Source organism: Streptomyces sp. NPDC104106 (assembly GCF_055584345.1).
The window spans coordinates 322,630-343,039 of record NZ_JBVJMF010000006.1; the positions used below are offsets into that span (position 1 = coordinate 322,630).

The window sequence follows — 20,410 nt, forward strand, 5'->3', positions numbered from 1 at the left end:
CGTCGGGTCCTCACCGTTCGTCGTGGTCGTGGCCGCCGTACGCGGCGTCTTCGAGTTCGCTCAGCACCTGCTCCTCCACCAGCTCCGCCAGGGTCGCGACGGAGCCGGAGACCAGGACGTCGCGCGGGGTGAGCGCCACCCCGAACGCGTCGCCCGCCCGGGAGGCGATGAGCAGGGCGCGCATGGAGTCGCCGCCCAGCAGGAAGTAGTCGTCCTCGACGCCCACGGGAATCTGGAGGATCTCCTCCCAGATGACCGCCAGGGCCTCCTCGGTCGGCGTGCGGGGTGCCACCCGCCCGGGGCGTTCCCGCACCTGGTCGGGTGCCGGGGCGGGCAGGGCGGTGCGGTCGGTCTTGCCGTTCTCGGTGAGCGGGAAGCGCTCCAGGGGCACGAACGCCGAGGGGACCATGTGACCGGGCAGCGAACGGGCGGCCAGGGCCCGCAGTTCCGCGGCGGCGGGCGGTTCGGCGCCGGGTGCGGTGAGCAGGTGGGCGACCAGGCGCGGTGTGCCCGGTTCGTCCTCCCGTACGGTCACCACGGCGTCCAGCACGGCCGGGTGGCGCACCAGGGTCGCCTCCACCTCGCCCGCCTCGATGCGGTGGCCGCGCAGTTTGAGCTGGTGGTCGGCACGCCCGAGGTAGTGCAGTTCGCCGTGTCCGTCGCGGCGGACCAGGTCGCCGGTGCGGTACATGCGGGTGCCGGGCGGCCCGAACGGGTCGGCGACGAAGCGGGCCGCGGTCAGCCCCGGGCGGCCGAGGTAGCCGCGGGCCAACGCCGGTCCGCTCAGCCAGAGTTCGCCCACGACGCCGTCGGGGACCGGGCGCAGCCGGGCGTCGAGGACGTAGCCGCCGGTGTCGGGCAGCGGGCGTCCGATGGGCGGCGCGGCGCCGTCCGGGGCCAGGGGTGCGGACCAGGTGGCGACGACGGTGGCCTCGGTGGGCCCGTAGGAGTTGACCATCCGGTGGTGGGGGGCCCAGCGGGCGACCAGGTCGGCGCCGCACGCGTCGGCGCCGACGATCAGCGTCTTCAGGTCCGGCAGGGTGCCGGGCGTGTCCTGCGGCACGGTGGCGAGCGCGGCCGGCGGCAGCAGGGTGTGGGTGACGTGCCCGGCGCGCAGCACCTCGGCGAGCTGGGCGCCGAGCAGCGGACCGGGCGGGGGCACGACCAGTCGGGCGCCGTGCGGCAGGGACATGCACAGCTCCAGCACGGAGGCGTCGAAGCTGGGCGTCGCGAAGGCCAGCACCCGGTCGCCGGGCGCCACGTGGTAGTGGGCGGCCTCGGCCGCGGCGAAGGCGGCGAGCCCGCGGTGGGTGACGACGACGCCCTTGGGGGTGCCGGTGGAGCCCGAGGTGTAGATGACGTACGCCGGGTCGTCCAGGTCGAGCGGCCGGACGCGGTCGGTGTCGGTGGGCCGGTGGCCGGGCGCCTCGTCGGGGGGCGCGGCGAGCAGGGCGGCGACCTCCTTGGCGTCGAGGGTGAGGGCGGGGGCCGCGTCGCGCAGCATCAGCGCGATGCGTTCCTCCGGGTAGGCGGGGTCCACGGGCAGGAACGCGGCGCCCGACTTGGCGACCGCGAGCTGCGCCAGCACCATGTCGGCCGAGCGCGGCAGGAGCAGCGCGACGAGGCCGCCGGGTCCGGCGCCCCGGGCGATGAGCCGGTGGGCGAGGCGGTTGGCCGCGCTCTCGGCCTCGCCGAAGGTCAGCAGCCGGTCGGACTCCTCCAGCGCCGGCGCGGCCGGCCAGCGGTCGACGGCGGCCTCGACCAGCGTGGGCAGCGCGGCCTCGGGGACCGGGCCGAGCGCCGGGCGGGCGGGACCGCGCAGCAGCCGGGCCCGCTGTTCGGGGGGCAGTACGTCGATGTCGTCCAGGCGGGCAGCGCCGTCGCAGCCGGCCAGGGCACGCAGGGTGTGCAGCAGCTGCCCGGCGAGGGATCCGGCGGTGGCCTCGTCGAAGTACCGCTTGTCGTAGCCGAGTTCGACGGCGAGGTCGACGCCGGGTGAGACGACCACGGTGAGGGGGTAGTTGGTGGCCTCGCGGGCGTCCAGGTCGCGCAGCGTGAGTCCGTGCGCCCCGGCGGTGGCGTCGCCGACGGGGTAGTTCTCGAACACCACGAGGCTGTCGAACAGCGGTGTTCCGGCGGGCAGTCGGCTCAGGGTGTGCAGCGCGCTCAGCGGCACGTGGTCGAAGCGGCGGTCCTCGGCGCGGGCCTCTTGCAGCGTCCGCAGCCAGGGCGCGCAGCGGTCGGTGCCGTCGACGGTGACGCGGGCCGGCAGCGTGGTGATGAACAGGCCGGTGATGGTGTCGGCGCCGGGCAGATCGGCGGGGCGCCCGGAGACGGTGGTGCCGAAGCACACCTCGTGCTCCCCGCTCCAGCGCGCCAGCAGCAGCGCCCAGGCGCCCTGCACCAGCGTGTTGAGGGTGAGGCGGTGGCGGCGCGCGAACTCCTGGAGCCGGTGTGTGGCGTCGGGGCCGAGCCGTTGCGAGCGCCAGGTGCCGGAGCGGGCCGTCGTGCCGGGGGCGGGCCGGCGGTCGTAGGGCAGCGGCGTCGGGGCGGACAGGCCGGCCAGGGCCTGCCGCCAGTGCTCCTCGGCGCGGCCGGTGTCGCGGGCGGCGAGCCAGGCGACGTAGTGCGCGAACGGCCTGCGCTCGGGCAGCCGGGGCATCTCGCCGCGGGTCAGGGCGGCGTGCGCGGCCAGGACGTCGGACAGGACGTGGAAGACGCTCCAGCCGTCCAGCAGGACGTGGTGGAAGGTCCACACCATGCGCACCGCGTCCGGGCCGAGCCGGACCAGGGCGAGCCGCAGCAGCGGGGGGCGGCCGAGGTCGATGCCGCGGGCCCGCTCGTCGGCCAGCAGCCGCTCCAGTTCCGTCGCGCGGCGCTCGGCCGGCAGCGCGGTCCAGTCGTGCGCGGTGACCGGTACGGTGGCGTCCCGGTGGACGACCTGGAGGGGCACGGGCGCGTCGCGGAGGGCGACACGGGTGCGCAGTACGGGGGTGCGGGCCACGACGTGCCGCCAGGCGTCGGCCAGCAGCGCCGGATCGCGGGCGCCGTCCACCACGCAGGTGATCTGCTCGACGTACAGGCCGTGTTCGGCGTCGTCCATGCCGTGCACGACCATGCCGGTCTGGGTGGGCGTGAGCGGGTACACGTCCTCGACGTGCGCGCCGGTGCCGACGAGCCGGTCGACGGCCGCCTGGTCCAGCGGGGCCAGCGGGAAGTCGGAGGGGGTGCGGCCGCCGGCGCCGGGCTCGGCGCAGTGCCGTACCAGCGCGCGCAGTTCGCCGACCAGTTCGTCCGCCAGCCGGGCGACGGTCTCGCGCCGGTGCACCGCCCGGGAGTACGACCAGGTGAACCGCAGCTCGCCGCCGGTTACCCGGGCCAGCACGTCCAGGAGGTGGGGCCGGTCCGCCGAGGCGTCGGTGCCGCCGGTCAGGCCGTGGTGCGCGGCGTGCAGCAGCCCGTTTGCGGAGCCGGTGTGCCGGTCCTCCTGGCCGAGGTAGTTGAAGCAGATCCGCGGCAGGTCGGGCAGATCCGGGCAGGGCGTGGGGCGCAGGTGGCGCAGGGCGCCGTAGCCGAGCCCGCCGTGCGGTACGGCCCGCAGGTTCTCCTTGACGGCCTTCAGCGCCGTGCCGGGGTCCGCGTCGGGGGCGATGTCCAGGACGACCGGGTACAGGGTGGTGAACCAGCCGACTGTCCGGGCGAGGTCGACATCCGCGAACAGTTCCTCGCGGCCGTGGCCCTCCAGGGTGAGGGCCGCCCGGTCCCGACCGGTCCAGCGGGCCAGCACCCGGCCGAGGCCGTACAGCAGCGCGTCGTTGATCCGGGTGCGGTAGGCGTCGGGGACGTCGCGCAGCAGCCGCCGGGTGTCGTCGGCGCCCAGGCACACGGTCACGGTCTCCTCGTCGGCGGCGCGGTTGCTGCCGCCCGGGTGGTCGACGGGCAGCGCGGTGCCGGTGTCGAGGCCGCGCCAGTGGGTGAGTTCGGCGTCGAAGCCGCCGGCGGCGGTGTGCGCGGCGAGCCGCTCGGCCCAGGCCCGGAACGACGTGCTCTTGGCGCCCGGGGCGGGCCGCTCGCCGGCGCGCAGGGCGCGGTAGGCGGTGTCCAGGTCCGCCAGGATCAGCCGCCAGGACACCGCGTCCACGACCAGGTGGTGCGCGGCCAGCAGCAGCACGGGCCGGCCGCCGTCCGCCGGCCGGCACAGCGCGGCCCGCAGCAGCGGCCCGGCGGCCAGGTCGAATCCTGCCGTCAGGGCGTCGGCGATCTCGGGCGAGGCGGCGCCGTGGTGCACCTCGAGGTGCGGTGCCCCGCCGGGCGCGGTGCCGTGCTGCCGCCACGTCCCGTCCGCGGCCCGTTCGAACCGCAGCCGCAGCGCGTCGTGGTGCTCCAGTACGACGGCCAGGGCGTCCCGCAGCAGCGACGCGTCCGTGTCCTGCGCCACCTCGTAGGAGACCGCCTGGGCGAAGTGGGCCGGATCGCCGGGGACGGTGTCGAGCAGCCAGTGCTGTACGGGCGTCAGCGGGGCGGTGCCGGTCACCGGGCCCTGCTCGGCGTCGGCTGCGGCGGGGGCGGACGACTCCTCGGCGGCGCGGGCGAGTTCCGCGACGGTCTGGTGGGTGAACAGGTGCCGGGGGGTGAGGGTGAGGCCCGCCCGGCGGGCGGCGGAGACGATCTGGATGCCCAGGACGGAGTCGCCGCCGAGCGCGAAGTAGTTGTCGTCCGCGCCCGGCAGGGGCACGCCGAGCACCTCGGACCAGATCGCGGCGAGGGTCCGCTCCGCCTCGGTGCGCGGCGGCCGGCTCCCGGCCGGGGCCGCCCACCGCGGTGCGGGCAGCGCCCGCCGGTCCAGCTTGCCGGTGGCCCCGAGCGGCAGCCGCTCCAGCGGTACGACGGCGGCGGGCACCAGGTGGTCCGGGAGGCTGCGGGCGAGGAAGGCACGCAGGTCGGCCGGGTCGGAGAGCCCGGTGCCGCGGGGCACCGCGTAGCCGACGAGCCGGCGGTGGCCGTCCGCCTCGACCACCCGGGCCGCCGCGGCCGCCACGGCGGGGTGGCGGGCCAACGCGGCCTCCACCTCGCCCAGTTCGATGCGGAAGCCGCGCACCTTCACCTGGTCGTCGCCGCGGCCGAGGTAGACGAGGTCGCCGTCGGCCGTCCAGCGGACCAGGTCGCCGGTGCGGTACATGCGCTCACCGGGCGGGCCGAAGGGGTCGGGCAGGAAGCGGGACGCGGTCAGGCCGGGGCGGCGCAGATAGCCGCGGGCCACGCCGGTCCCGGCGAGGAACAGTTCGCCGGGTGCGCCGATGGGCACCGGGCGCATCCGGTCGTCCAGGACGTAGGCGCGGGCGCCGCCCAGCGGCCGGCCGATCGGCGGGTCGCGGTCGGGGTCGGCCGGGTCGCAGGTGAAGGCGGTGGCGTAGACGGTGGCCTCGGTGGGGCCGTAGATGTTGTGCACCCGGCAGCCGGGGACGGCCGCGCGCACCTGGCGCACGGTGCGGGCGGGCAGGCCCTCGCCCGCGAGCACCACGGTGTCCGCGGTGACGTGCACGGTGTCCTCGGCGAGCAGCCTGCCCAGCGCCGACGGCACCGCGCTGAGCAGTCCGGCACGCCAGGGTTCGGTGCGTTCGGCCAGGGCCAGCAGGTCGCGGACCACCTCCACGCAGCCGCCGGCGAGCAGCGGTGCGAAGATCTCGAACACCGACACGTCGAAGTTCAGCGAGGTGGAGGCGACGACGTGCTCCAGTCCCCGGCCGGTGAACTCGGCCGCGGCCCAGTCGGTCAGGGCCAGCACGGAGGCGTGGCTGACCACCACGCCCTTGGGGCGGCCGGTGGAGCCCGAGGTGTGGATGACGTAGGCCGGGTGGTCGGGCAGCAGCGTGCCGTGCCGTTCGTCGTCGCCGATCGGGTCCGGCGAGGCGGCGGACAGCCCGGGGTCGTCCGGGAGGATCCGGGGGTACGGCCCCTCGGGCAGCCGGCCGGCGGTCTGCGCGCAGGTGATCACGGCGTCGGGGCGTACGTCCTCGAAGAGGAACGCGATCCGCTCGGCCGGGTACTGCGGGTCGACCGGCAGATAGGCGGCGCCGCTCTTGAGGACGGCCAGGAGGGCCACCACCAGGTCGGCGGTGCGGGGCAGGCACAGGGCGACGAAGCGCTCGGGGCCGGCCCCGGCGCCGATGAGCAGGCGGGCCAGCCGGTTGGAGCGCTCGTCCAGCTCCCGGTAGGTGAGGCGGTCCTCGCCGTGCCGGACGGCCACGGCGCCGGGGGTGCGGGCGGCCTGCCGCCGGAACGCCTCGGGCAGGGTGCCGTGCGGCCGTCGCGTGCGGGGCCCGCCGAACCGGCCGACGAGGTCACGGCCGGCGCCGGGGTCCAAGAGGGCCAGGTCGGCCAGGCGGCGGCCGGGATCGGCGGCCATCTGGGTCAGCAGCGTGCGCAGGCTCTCGCCGATTCCGGCGACGGTCGCGGTGTCGAACGCGGCGGGGTCGTAGTCGAGGTTGACGGCCAGTGTGTCACCGGGCGCGACGACCACGCTGAGCGGGTAGTTGGTGGGCTCCAGATCCCGTTCCTGTTCCATGGCCAGGCCGTGGCGGGCCAGCGCCCCTTCGTCGAACGGGTAGTTCTCGAAGACCACGAGGGAGTCGAACAGGCTGGTCCCGCCCGGAACTTCGCTCCACGACTGCACCTGGGCGAGCGGGACGAAGTCGTGGCGACGGGCCTCCGACTGGGCGGCCTGCAACGCGCGCAGCCAGTCCAGCAGCGGGCGCCGCCCCTCGACGCGGACCCGGGTGGGCAGGGTGTTGATGAACAGGCCGACCATCGAGGTGACGCCGGGCAGTTCGGCGGGCCGTCCGGAGACGGTCGTGCCGAACACCACGTCCTGCGTGCCGCCGTAGCGGGACAGCAGCAGCGCCCAGGCCCCTTGCAGCACGGTGTTGAGCGTCAGGCCCGCCCGCTGGGCCGTCTCGCGCAGCCGCGCCGAGACACCGGCGTCCAGGGTGACGCGCACCGACTCGGACGAGGAACTGCCGTGGGCCGCGGCGGGCCGCCGGTCCCGGGGCAGTTCGGTGGGGGCGTGGAACCCGGCGAGCAGCTCGCGCCAGTACCGTTCGGCCCGGCCGGTGTCCTGCCCGGCCAGCCAGCGCACGTAGTCGGCGAAGGGCGGCCGTTCGGGCAGGTGCGGACGGCGTCCGGTGGTCAGGGCGGCGTACCGCTCGCACACCTCGTCGAAGACCTGGGCCGCGCTCCATCCGTCGAGCAGGACGTGGTGGAAGGTCCACACCAGCCGTACCCGGTCGGGCGAGAGCCGGATCAGGGTCAGCCGCATCAGGGGGGCCGCCGCGAGGTCGATGCCGGACGCCCGGTCCGCGGCGAGCAGGTCCTCCAGGGCGCGTTCGGCGTCGTCGGCAGGCCGGGCGGACCAGTCGAGGTGGGTGACGGGCACGGTGGCGCGGTGCCGTACGACCTGGACGGGCTCGGCGGTGTCCTGCCACTCCAGGCGGGTGCGCAGGACCGGGTTGGCGTCGGCGGTGTGCTGCCAGGCAGCGGCGAGGGCGTGCGGGTCGGTGACGCCGGACAGCACCAGCTGCACCTGGTTGACGTAGGTGCGGCCCTCGGGGTCGAGCAGGCTGTGGAAGAGCATGCCGGCCTGCATCGGCGTCAGCGGGTGGACGTCCTCGACGTCGGGTCCGTCCTGCCCGACGATCCGGTCCACGGCCGCCTGGTCCAGACGGGCCAGCGGGAAGTCGGAGGGCGTGCGGCCGCCGGCCTCGGGCCGGGCGCAGTGGGCGACGATGTCCCCGAGCGCCGCCAGCATGCCCTCGGCGAGCCGGGTGACGCTGCGGGCGCTGTGCCGGCCGGGGTCGTGGTACCAGCTGATCTCCAGCCGGTCGTCCTCGACGCGGGCCACCACGTCCAGCAGGTGCGGGCGCCGGGTGCCGGGCGCCTCCGCGCCGCCGAGGCCGCCGGGGACCGCGCCGACGAGGGCGCCGCCGCCCGACCAGTCGAAGCGGCCCAGGTAGTTGAAGCTGATGCCGGGCATCGGTGTGCCGGTGAGGGCCTCGTCGCGGGCGAGGTGGCGCAGGACGCCGTAGCCGAGCCCCTTGTCGGGCACGGCACGGAGCTGTTCCTTCACGGACTTCAGCACGGTTCCCCAGTCGCCGTCCGGGACGCGGAGGGCGACCGGGAAGAGCGAGGTGAACCAGCCGACCGTGCGGGACAGGTCGACGTCCTCGAAGAGCTGGTCCTCGCGGCCGTGGCCCTCCAGGTCCACGGCGACGGTGTCGCGTCCGGTCCAGTCGGCGAGCACCCGGCCGAGCGCGGTCAGCAGCACGTCGTCGACGCGGGTGCGGTAGACGCCGGGCACCTTGCGCAGCAGGTCGGCGGTGCTCTGTCGGTCCAGGCGGACGGTCACCTCGCGGACGTCGGCCGCCGTGCCGGGGCCGTCGCCGTCGGCGGGGAGCGGCTCGGCGCAGGCACGGGCGGTGCGCGCCCAGTGGTCCCGCTGGTCCGCGAGGCCGCCGCCGGCGGCGCGCTCGCGCAGCCTGCGGGCCCATTCCCGCACGGAGGTCGTGCGGGCGGGCAGCCGTACCGGCTCGCCCGCCGCGGCCTGCCGGTAGGCGGTCTCCAGGTCCTCCAGCAGGATGCGCCAGGACACCCCGTCGACCACCAGGTGGTGCACCACCAGCAGCAGCCGGGCGGGTCCGGAGCCCGCGGTGAACAGCCGGGCGGTGAGCAGCGGGCCCGCGTCCAGCCGGAACCCGGCGTGCGCCTCCGCCGTGACGCGGGCCTCCGTCCCCGGGTCGCAGACCTGGAGCAGTTCGGGTGCGGCGGCGTCCGCGCCGGTGACGTACTGGTGCCAGGTGCCGCCGCCGTCGCCGTCGCCGTCGAGGACGAACCGGGCGCGCAGGGCGTCGTGGTGGGCCCACAGAGCGGCGAGGGCGCGGCGCAGGGCGTCGGGGTCGACGGTGTCCGGGGTCTCGATGAGGACGCACTGGTCGAAGAACCCGGCGTGCGGCGGGCGCGGGTCGAGGAACCAGTGCTGGATCGGGGTGAGCGGCGCCTCGCCGCTGACCGGTGCGGTGCCGGCGACGGACGCGGTGACGCCGGCGGCCCGGGCCAGCGCGGCCACGGTGGGGTGCCGGAACAGGTCGCGGGGGGTCAGGGCGAGACCGGCGGTCCGGGCCCGCGAGACGACCTGGATGGACAGGATCGAATCGCCGCCCAGCATGAAGAAGTTGTCGTCCACGCCGATCCGCTGCACGCCGAGCAGGTCGGCCCAGATGCCGGTGAGGACGCGCTCGGCCTCGGTGCGCGGCGCCCGGAAGGCGCGGTCCGCGCCCGCCGACCAGTCGGGGGCGGGCAGCCGTCGCCGGTCGACCTTTCCGTTGGCGGTCAGCGGCAGCTCCGGCACCGTGACGAAGGCGGCGGGCAGCATGTAGTCGGGCAGGTCGGCGGCGAGATGGGCGCGCAGGTCGGCGGCGGGCGGCACATCGGTGCCGGCGGACGGCACGAGGTGGGCGGCCAGTCGCCCGCGCCCGCCGTCGTGCAGGAGGGAGACGACCGCCTCGGCGACGGCCGGGTGCGCGGTGAGCCGGGCCTCGATCTCGGCGGGTTCGACGCGGAAGCCGCGGATCTTGACCTGGTCGTCGGCGCGGCCCACGAAATGCAGTTCGCCGTCGTCGCTCCACCGCACGAGGTCCCCGGTGCGGTACATCCGCTCACCGGGCGGGCCGAACGGGTCCGCGACATAGCGGACGGCGGTGCTGCCGGGCCGGCCCGCGTACCCCCGCGCGAGTCCCGCACCGGCGATGTACAACTCCCCCGGCACACCCGGCGGCTGGGGTTGCAGCGCGTCGTCCAGGACGTAGACGCGGGTGTTGTCCAGCGGGCGTCCGATCGGCAGCACGGCGGGCAGCGGGTCGCCGGCGCGGAAGACCCGCCGGGTGGCGAAGGTCGTGGTCTCGGTGGGGCCGTAGCCGTCGACGACGGTCAGGGCGGGGCAGGCGTCCAGGACCCGGCGCACGACCGCGCCCGGCACGGCCTCGCCGCCGGTCCACACCTCCCGGGCGCCGCGCAGACAGCCGGGATCCTCCTGGGCGAGCAGGCGGAACAGCCCCGCGGTCAGCCACAGGCAGGTCACGCCCTGTTCGGCGACGGCGTGCCGGACGAGGGCCGCGTCCAGCTCGCCGGGCGGGGCCAGGACAGCCGTGCCGCCGCGCAGCAGCGGCACCCACACCTCGTACGTGGCGGCGTCGAAGGCGTGCGGGGAGTGCACGAGGACCCGGTCGTGTCCGGCGAACGCGCGGTCCATGGCGAGGGAGGCGACGTCCCGCTGCCGCACCGCCACCCCCTTGGGAGCGCCCGTGGAGCCGGAGGTGAACATCAGGTACTGCACCTGGTCCGGGTGCGGGGGGCGGGTCCCGGCCGGCGCCGGTGCGGTGCGCGGGTCGTCGGCACGCAGCAGGGCGCCGCCGGCCGGGATCACCTGCCGCGCGGTCTCCTCCCACGCGGCGTCCGTGACCAGCAGACCGGCTCCGGACCCGGCCAGGGTGCGGCGCAGCCGCTCGTGCGGGGCCCTGCCGTCCAGCGGCACGTACACCCCGCCTGTACGGACGAGCGCCAGCTGGACGACGACCAGCTCCACCGAGCGGTCCATCAGCACGGCCACGGCACGCTCCGGGCCGACCCCGGCCCCGGCCAGCCGGGCCGCGAACCGCGCGGCCCTGTGGTCGAGTTCGCGGTAGGTGACGTGCTCGGCACCGGCCTGGACAGCGATGGCGTCGGGGGTGCGCCGCACCTGCGCGGCGAAGAGGCCGGCCACCGTTGCCTCGGGAAGCGCGGTGGCCGTGTCGTTCCATGCGCGCAGCACCTGCTCGCGCCGGGCGGGGGTCAGCAGGCTGAGGCGGGCGGGCGGGAGGTGGGCGCCGCCCGCCATGCCGTCCAGCAGGACGGTGAGGTACTCGGTCATGCGGTGCGCGGTCGCGGCGTCGAACAGCTCGGGGTCGTACCCGAGGCGCAGGGTCAGTTCGGTGCCCGGGTAGGCGACGAGGCTCAGCGGGTAGTTGGTGGTCTCGACAGCGTCCAGCTCGCTCAGGCGCAGCCCGTGGGCGGCGGCGAGGTCGCCGTCGACCGGGTAGTTCTCGAAGACGACGATGCTGTCGAAGAGGGCGGCCCGCTCCGGGAGTTCGGTGAAGGTGCGCAGCCGGGTGAGCGGCGTGTGGTCGAAGCGCCGATCCTCGCTCTGGTCCCGCTGGAGCCGGCGCAGCCAGTCCAGGAGGGTGCCGCCGGCCGGGAGCGCGACCCGGGTGGGCAGGGTAGTGATGAACAGGCCGGTCATCGCCTCCGCGCCGGGCAGCTCGGGCGGGCGCCCGGACACCGTGGTGCCGAAGACCACGTCCTTTCGGCCCGCCTGGCGGCCCAGCAGCAGCGCCCAGGCTCCCTGGACGAGGGTGTTCAGGGTCAGGCCCGAGGTGCGGGCGAGGTCCTCCAGGGCCCGGGTCGTGGCGGCGGGCAGCGTGGCGCGCACCGCCGCGGTGGACTCGGCGCGGTGTGACTCGCGCGGCTCGCGGTCGTACGGCAGGGGTGTGGGCTCGGTCAGTGCGGACAGCCGCTGCCGCCAGTGCCGTTCGGCCGCGGCCTGGTCGCGTTCGCGCAGCCAGGCGACGTAGTCCCGGAACGGGCGGCGGTCGGGCAGGAGTGCGCCGGGGCCCGCCGCGTGGCAGGCGAACACGTCCGACAGGACCTGGAACAGACTCCAGCCGTCCAGCAGCAGATGGTGGAAGGACCACACCACGCGCACCGCGGAGTCGGAGAGCCGGGCGAACAGCAGCCGCTGGAGCGGGGCCGCGGTGAGGTCGAGGCCGGTGGCGCGGTCGCGCGCGAGCACCTCCCGCAGCCGGTCGCGGCGCTCGTCGCCGGTCAGCTCCCGCCAGTCGAGGTGGGTGACCGGCACGGTCGCCGTGCGCTGCACCACCAGCAGCGGTTCGGGCACGTCCTGCCAGACGGCCCGGGCGCGCAGCACCTCGGTGCGGTCGGTGACCCGCTGCCAGGCGGCGGCGAGCGCCGCGGGGTCGGGCACGCCGTCCAGCACGAAGGTGAGCTGCTGGAGGTAGACGCCCCGGTCGTCCGCGGACAGGCCGTGGAACAGCATGCCGGCCTGGGTCGGGGTCAGCGGCAGGACGTCCTCGACGGCGCCCGGGTCCTGCCCCGCGAGGCTGTCCACGGCCGCCTGGTCGAGCCGTGCCAGCGGGAAGTCGGACGGGGTGCGGGCGGCGGAGCCCGGCCGGGCGGCGTACCGGGCGAGTGCGGCCAGGGCGCCGGCGAAGCGTGCCGCGAGGCCGGCGACGGTGGCCTCGTGGTGCAGCCGGTCGGAGTAGAACCAGGTGAACTCCAGCGCGTCCCCGTCGAGCCGGCCCACCACCTCCAGGGCGTGCGGGCGTACGGCGTCCGGGTCGGCGTCCAGCTCCAGTGGCCGGAAGGTGCCCCGGTACAGGCCGCCGGCCGCGTCCGGCGGCGCCATGCGGCCCAGGTAGTTGAAGCTGACCTGGGCGGCCGCGGTGCGCGGTGCCCGCCCGGGGCCGCCCAGGTACCGCAGGGCGTCGTGGCCGATCCCGTGCCGGGGTACGGTCCGCAGCTGCTCCTTGACCTGCTTCAGCACGGCGTCCCAGCCGGCGTCCGCGGGGACGGCGAGGGCGACGGGGTAGCGGGTGGTGAACCAGCCCAGGGTGCGGCTGGTGTCCAGGTCGGGGAAGAGTTCCTCGCGGCCGTGCCCCTCGACGTCCACGACCACCCGGTCCCGTCCGCTCCAGCCGCACAGCGTCCTGCCGAGGGCGGCGAGCAGCACGTCGTTGGCCTGGGTGCGGTGGGTCTCGGGCAGGGTGCGCAGCAGCAGGGAGGTGTCCTCGGGGCTCAGGCGCACCGTCACCGCGCGCGCCGAGGCGTAGGTGTTGGCGCCGCCGAGATCGGTGGGCAGGGTGGGCTCGGCGTCCGGCACCGCCCGCGCCCAGTACGCCCGCTCGTCGTCGAAGCCGCCCTCGGCGGTGTGGGCGTGCAGCCGTCGGGCCCACTGGCGCAGCGGTGAGGACTTGGCGGGCAGCGCCGTGGCGGTGTCGGCGCCGTCCCGGTGGGCCCGGTAGGCGCGGTCGAGGTCCTCCAGCAGCAGCCGCCAGGACACCCCGTCGACCACCAGGTGGTGCACGGCCAGGTGCAGCACGGGGGGCCGGCCGGGGCCGCGGTCGTGCAGCACGGCCCGCAGCAGCGGGTCGCGGGCCAGGTCGAAGGGGCCGAAGTGCGGGGTGTCGGTCTCCGGGCCGGTGTGCCGGGCCAGGGCGACCCGGGGGGCCCGCGCGTCGATGTGCCAGTCGGGCGCCGCGGGGTCGGCGCCGCCCACGAAGCGGGAGCGGAGGGCGTCGTGGTGGGCGACGAGGTCGCCCAGGGCGGCTTCGAGGGCCGACGGGTCGGTGTCGTCGGCGAGTTCCAGCGACAGGGCCTGGCCGAAGTGCCCGGCGCGTTCGGCGGCGGTGGCGAACAGCCAGTGCTGGATGGGCGTCAGGGGCGCCGTCCCGGTGGCGGCCTCCGGGGCGGGCGCGGCCTGCCGCCGACTGCCCGCGGTGTCCGCGGCGCGGGCGAGGGCGGCGACCGTCTGGTGCCGGTAGACGTCGCCGGAGGTCACGGTGAGGCCGTGCTGCCGGGCCCGTGCCACCACCTGGATGCTGAGGATCGAGTCGCCGCCGAGTTCGAAGAAGTTGTCGTCCGCGCCGACCCGTTCCAGGTGCAGCACGTCCGCCCAGATCGTGGCGAGCGTGCGCTCGGTTGCGGTGCGCGGCGCGACGTGGTGGGCGGTGCGCGGGGCGGGACCCGGATCGGGCAGCCGGCTCCGGTCCACCTTGCCGTTGGGGCTGAGCGGCAGGGCGTCCAGCACCAGGACGGTCGCGGGCACCATGTAGTCGGGCAGGGTACGGCCGAGCAGCCGGCGTACCGCATCCGGCTGCACATGCTGCCCGGCGGCCGGGACGACGTAGCCGACCAAGCGCCGGTGTCCGTCGGTGGCGACGGCCGCCGCCTCGGCGATGCCCGGGCAGCGGCGCAGCGCCTCCTCGACCTCGCCGAGTTCGATGCGAAAGCCCCGCACCTTGACCTGCTGGTCGGCCCGGCCCACGTACTCCAGTTCGCCGTCGGCGCTCCAGCGCACCAGGTCTCCGGTGCGGTACATGCGCGCGCCGGGTGCGCCGAACGGATCGGGGAGGAACCGGGCGGCGGTCAGTCCGGGGCGGTTCAGGTAGCCGCGGGCCAGTCCGCCGCCACCCAGGTACAACTCGCCGGTGACGCCGGGCGGTTGGGGGCGCAGGGCGCGGTCCAGGACGTAGCAGCGGGTGCGGGCGACCGGCCTGCCGATCGGCGGCGCCTGGTCGGGGAGCCGGTCACCGGCGTACCAGGCGGTGGCGTAGACGGTGGCCTCGGTGGGGCCGTAGATGTTGGCGATCCGGCCGGCGGGCAGGGCGGCGCGCAGGTCGCGCAGCGTCTGGGCGGGCAGGGCCTCGCCTGCGAGGACGACCGTGTCCGCGGTGACGGGGGACGTGCCGCCCGCGACCAGGCGGGAGAGCACGGACGGCACGCCGCTGATAAGTCCCGCCCGCCGCGGGGCCGGTGCGTCGGCCAGCGCGGGCAGGTCGGCGACCACCTCCACCGCGCCTCCGGCCAGCAGCGGGCACAGCAGCTCGAAGACCGACACGTCGAAGTTCAGGGAGGTGGAGGCGATCACGTGCGCCAGCCCGTCGGCCCCGAACCGCTCCCGTGCCCAGTCGGCCAGCGCGGTGACGCTGCGGTGGGTGATCACGACGCCCTTGGGGCGGCCGGTGGATCCGGAGGTGTAGATGACGTACGCGGGGTGGTCCGCGCCGAGCGGCCGGATCCGGTCGGCGTCGGTCAGGGCGGCATCGCTCGGCTCGGCGTCGCTCAGGCCGGGGTCGGACGGTCCCGCGGCGCCGGGCCCGGCGCCCGGAACGCCGGCGGGCTCCGCCCGGTCGCGCAGGACCAGCGGGGTGCACTCCTCGGGCAGCGCCGCCGCGGTCTCGGCGGTCGCCACGACGAGGGCGGGTTGGGCGTCGTCGAGCATGAAGCGGATGCGCTCGGCCGGGTAGCCGGGATCGACGGGCAGGTATCCGGCCCCCGACTTCAGCACCGCCCACAGCACGGGCACCAGGTCGGCGGAGCGCGGCAGGCACAGCGCGACCAGGTCCTCGGGGCCCACGCCGCGCGCCACGAGCAGCCGGGCCAGGCGGTTGGCCCGGCGGTCGACCTCCGCGTAGTCCAGCCGGACCGGCCCGCAGGTCACGGCCGTACGGCGCGGAGTGCGAGCCACCTGTGCCCGGAAGAGTTCCGGCAGTGTGGCGGCCCCTTCCCCGCGTGCCGGGGCCGCGGGCGGGTTCCACGCGTCCACCAGGGTGCGCTGTTCGGCCTGCGACAGCATGCTCAGCTCGGCCAGGGTCCGGCCCGGACCCTCGGCCATGCCGTCCAGCAGGCGGTGCAGATGCCGGGCCAGGCCGGCCGCGGTCGCCGCCTCGAACAGGTCCGTGTTGTACTCCACGGTCAGCGCGCAGCCGCCCGCCGGGTCCGGCTGGAACTCCAGCACCAGGTCGAAGCGGGCGGCCGGGCGCGGCAGCGGGTGGTCGGCCAGGCGCAGGCCGCCGGCGAGCGCCGGCAGAGCGGGGGCGGTCTGCTGCACCACGAGCGCCTGCACCAGCGGGGTGCGGCTGGGGTCGCGGGGCGGGGCGAGTTCCTCGACCACCCGGTCGAACGGAACGGCGTCGTGGGCGAACGCGTCCAGCACCGTCGTCCGCACGGACTGCACGAACCGGTCGACGGTGACGTGCTCGTCCACCTCACCGCGCAGCACCACGGTGTTGGCGAAGAAGCCCGGCACGTCCTCCAGGTCCCGGCGGCCGCGGCCGTTGGTGACCGTGCCGAAGGCGACGTCCCGCTGCCCGGAGTAACGCGAGAAGAGCAGCGCGCAGGCTCCGGCGTACAGGGTGAACACCGTCGTGCCCCGGCCCGCGGCGAGGTGCCGCAGCCGGTTCACCAGGTCGGCGGGCAGCCGGTGCCGGTGCGCGGCGCCGGCGGTGGTGCGCACGGCGGGCCGCGGCCGGTCGGTGGGCAGCTCCAGGTGCTGGATGCCGGCCAGGTGCCGCCTCCAGTAGGCGAGATCCTCGGCGTCCTGGCCACTGGCCCGCTGCCGCTGCTCCCAGACGGCGAAGTCGGGGTAGTGGAGGGCGGGTTCGGGCAGGCCGTCCGGCTCGCCGGTGACCTCGGCGTGGTACAGGGCGGCGAGTTCCCGGGTCAGGACGCCCACCGACCAGCCGTCGGTGACGATGTGGTGCTGGGCGAGGAGCAGCAGGTGCTCTTCGGCGGTGAGCCGGACGAGCAGGGCCCGGGTGAGCGGGCCGCGGGCCAGGTCGTAGGGGCGGCTCAGCTCGTCGGTGAGCAGCCGTTCGGCGGCCTCGGCGCGCTGCGGCGCGGGGGTGTCCGCGAGGTCGGCCGTCCGCAGCGGCAGTACCGGTTCGGGTGCGACGCGCTGTGCGCCCCGGCCGTCGACCGTCTCGAACGTCGTCCGCAGGGAGTCGTGCCGGGCGGCGAGGCGCAGCAGGCAGCGGCGCAGGGCGTCCGCGTCGAGGGGCCCGGACAGCCGCAGCGCGACGCCGGTGTTGTACTCGGTGCCGCCGGCGGTGAGGTCGTCGAGGAACCACAGCCGCCGTTGGGCGCTGGACAGCGGCAGGACGTCCCCGCGCGCGGCCCGCGGGATCGGCTCGGCGGGGACGGCGGCGGACGGCTCGCCGAGCAGCGGGGCGAGCGCGGTGACGGTGCGCGCGGTGAACACGTCGCGCACCGTCAGCCGGACGCCGAGGTCCTCGCGGATCCGGGCGACGACGCGGGCGGCGAGGATCGAGTCGCCGCCCAGGTCGAAGAAGTCGTCGGTCGCGCCGACCGGCCCGGCGCCCAGCACGTCGGCCCAGATCGCGGCGAGCGCCCGCTCCTGGGGGCCGTGCGCGGGTACGTGGCCTGCCGCGGGCGTGCGCTCGGGCGCGGGCAGCGCCCGCAGGTCGGTCTTGGCCTGCGGGGTGAGCGGCATCCGGTCCAGCACGACCACCGCGGACGGCACCATGTGGGCGGGCAGGGCGGCCGTCAGGGCCGAGCGCAGCGCGGCCGGGTCCGGGCGCTGTCCGGGGCGGGCGGGGGTGACGTAGCCGACGAGGCGCGCTCTGCCCGGCTCGTCCTCGCGTACGACGACCACGGCCTCGCCGACGCCGGGGGCCCGGCGCAGGACCGCCTCGATCTCCCCGGGCTCGATGCGGAAGCCGCGGATCTTCACCTGCCGGTCGAGGCGGCCGAGGAATTCCAGTTCCCCTTGTGCGGTCCGGCGTGCCCGGTCCCCGGTGCGGTACATGCGCTGCCCCGGCGGGCCAAACGGATCGGGGACGAAGCGGGCGGCGGTCAGGCCGGGGCGGCCCAGGTAACCGCGGGCCACGGCGTCGCCGCCGATGAACAACTCGCCGTCGGCGCCGGGCGGCACGGGCCGCATCGCGGTGTCGAGGACGTACACCCGCGTGTGCGGCAGGGCGCTGCCGATGGTGGGCGTACCGCGGCCGGCGGTGAGGGGGCCGGTCCAGGTGGCGACGATGGTGGCTTCGGTCGGGCCGTAGGAGTTGATCATGCGGCGGCCGGGCGCCCAGCGGTCGACGAGCGGGGCCGGACAGGCCTCCGCGCCCACGATGAGCGTGCGCAGATGGCGTGCGGTGCCCTCCGCCGGGTCCGGCAGGGTGGCCAGGGCGGCCGGCGGAATGAGGGCATGGGAGATCCGGAACTCGCCCAGTACGGCGGCGAGTTCCTCCCCGAGCCAGGGGCCGTCCGGCGGCACGACGAGGGTGGCACCGGCCAGGACGGACACACACAGCTCCAGCACGGAGGCGTCGAAGCCAGGCGAGGAGAACTGAAGGACGCGGTCGCCGGGACCCACGGCATAGCGTTCGGCGGCCGCCGCGGTGAAACCGCCGATGCCGCGGTGGGTGACGGTCACGCCCTTCGGGGTGCCGGTGGACCCGGAGGTGTAGATCACGTAGGCCGCGAGATCGGCACCGCAACCCTGCGGACCGCTGCCCGCGGCGGCGCGGGGGGCGGCGGGGCTCAGCGCGTCCGCGGCGGCGCGGGGGGCGGCGGGGGCAGAGACGGGTGGCGGAGGCACGGTGTCCGCATCGCCCGCCGGCCGGGCGCCGGCTCCGCGCCAGGCGGAGTCGGCCACCTCCTCGGCGTCCAGGCCGTCCGCCGGCCGGGCGCCGGCTCCGCGGCAGGCGGAGTCGGCCGCGTCCTCGGCGTCCGCTTCTTCCAGGAGGGCGCGGACCGCGCGCAGGTCGTCCAGGGTCGCCACGGGGGCGCTGTCCGCGAGCATCAGGGCTCGCCGTTCCCGGGGGTACGCGGGGTCCACGGGCAGGAAGGCGGCACCCGCGCGGGCCACGGCCAGCTCCGCCGCGATCAGCTCGATGGACCGGGGCAGGACCAGCGCGACCACCTTGTCCGGGCCGGCTCCGCGGGCCGCGAGGCGGCGGGCCAACCGGTCGGCGCGGGCTGCCAGTTCCCGGTAGGTCCAGGTCCGCCGGCCATCGGTCAGGGCCGGTGCGTCGGGGGTGCGCTCCACCCACGCGGCGAAGAGGTCGCCGAGTGTCGGGTGGGCGGGGTCGGCCTGCGGCAGGGAGGACGCCGGAGCGGGTTCGTCGTGCAGGTCCGTCATGGGTGCAGTCCTTCGGGAGCGGGGCGGGGCGATGCGACGCCGCCGCACCGGTCGGCACGATCGGCGCGGGCAGCCCGCGGGCCCACCGTGCGGCGCGGTGGGTGCTGCGGGCGTGGGCGTACGGGAAGAGGGTGCGGGGCGCGGCGGCCGTTCAAGGGACCGCGCGGAGCCGGGTGGTCGGGCGGGAGCGCCGGGCGCTCAGCCGTCGTCGGTACGGCGTGCCGTACGCCCGGAGATCTGCATCCGGTCGATCCTGCCGGTGCCGGGATCCCGGTGGAACCACCCGCCGGGATCCGTCCGGCCGGTGGCCGGGTCGAGCAGGTCGCACGTCAGGTCGGCGTAGCAGACGAGCGGGAGCGGAAGGTCGCCGTCGACGGAGAGGGCCGGCGACCCGTCGGGCCCGGGCGCGACGCGGTAGACGGTGGCGCCGTTGCGATAGGTACCCGTGCAGCCGGGCAGGGCGACGGGACGGCCGCGGCGTGCCGGGCGGACGGCGGCGGGCGCCCGGACTCCGGTGAGGCGGGCGAGGTCGTCGACGAGGTCGCGCCACAGCGCGGTGGCGCCGCCCGCGTTGCCGGTGAAGGCGACGACCGCACCGCTTTCCGGATCGACACGCAGATGGCAGGACGTCCCCTGGGCGTTGCCGTCGTGCCCGCACCAGACGCGCTCGTCCTGCCGGTACAGGGCCAGCCCGGGCCCCCAGCCGTCGGCGAGGGCACCGGGCCGGGCCGCGGGTTCGGGGCGGCGCATCTCCTTGGCGACGGCGGGCGGCAGGACGTCGCCGCGGCCGGCGAGGGCGCCGCCCAGGACGGCCAGGTCGGCCGCGCCGGCCAGCAGCGCGCCGGCCGGCGCTTCCACCGGCGCCAGGGTCTGGACGGTGGGTCGCGGCTGCCCGGTGGCGGTGTTGACCGCGTGCCCGGCGGCGACCGCCCGCACGGGGCGCGGGTCCCCGATGAAGGCGGGCTCGGTGCCGAGGGGTTGGAGGAGCAGCGCCGTGACCGCCTCCGTCCAGGGCATGCCGGTCACGGCTTCCACGAGCCGCCCGGCGGCGACGTAGCCGGCATTGGAGTAGGAGAAGTCGGTGCCCGGCGCGAACAGGAGGTCCTCGGCGGCGCAGACGGCCGCCAGGTAGCGGGCCGGGGTGGGCGCGGCGGAGGTGTCGCTGCCGGATCCGGTGGGCAGACCGCTGGTGTGGGCGAGGAGTTGACGTATCGTCACCTCGGGAATGCCCCGGAGTTCCGGCAGGTGTTCGGCGGCCGGCTCGTCCAGGTCGAGGTCGCCGTCGTCGGCGAGGAGCAGCACGAGGGCGGCCGTGTAGGGCTTGGTGAGCGAGCCGAGCGGCACGGCGGTGTCCGCGGTGCAGGGCGCCTGGGTGGCCGCGTCCGCGGTGCCGGTGTGCAGCGCGAGGACGTCCGTGCCGGTGTCGACGACCAGTTGGGCGCCGGGCACGCGGTGGATTCGGGCGAGGGCGTCGAGCCGGTCCTGCAACTCCTGGTGTAACGGGGAGGGAGCGCAGGCGGCGGCCGGGACGGCGGGGACGGTGTACGGCATGAGAAGGGGACTCCGTTGCGTGCGTCTCAGGTGCGGGTGACGGCCGGCCGCCGCGAGCGGTGCGGGGGCGGGCCGGGGCGCGCGTGCGCCGCG

2 protein-coding genes are annotated in these 20,410 nt (G+C 76.5%); both read right to left on the minus strand.

Annotated features, from left to right (window positions below):
• Positions 1-10: 10 nt before the first annotated feature.
• Positions 11-18,766, minus strand: coding sequence for a non-ribosomal peptide synthetase (locus ACZ60X_RS17245; RefSeq protein WP_469598991.1), 18,756 nt, complete (start codon positions 18,764-18,766; stop codon positions 11-13).
• A 198-nt stretch (positions 18,767-18,964) separates the two neighbouring features.
• Positions 18,965-20,317, minus strand: coding sequence for a serine hydrolase domain-containing protein (locus ACZ60X_RS17250; protein ID WP_469598993.1), 1,353 nt, complete (start codon positions 20,315-20,317; stop codon positions 18,965-18,967).
• Between the last annotated feature and the right edge of the window lie 93 nt (positions 20,318-20,410).

Coding starts and splice junctions, on each gene's coding strand:
- ACZ60X_RS17250 (WP_469598993.1), bottom strand. CDS start 20,317: ATGCCGTACACCGTCCCCGCCGTCCCGGCCGCCGCCTGCGCTCCCTCC.
- ACZ60X_RS17245 (WP_469598991.1), bottom strand. CDS start 18,766: ATGACGGACCTGCACGACGAACCCGCTCCGGCGTCCTCCCTGCCGCAG.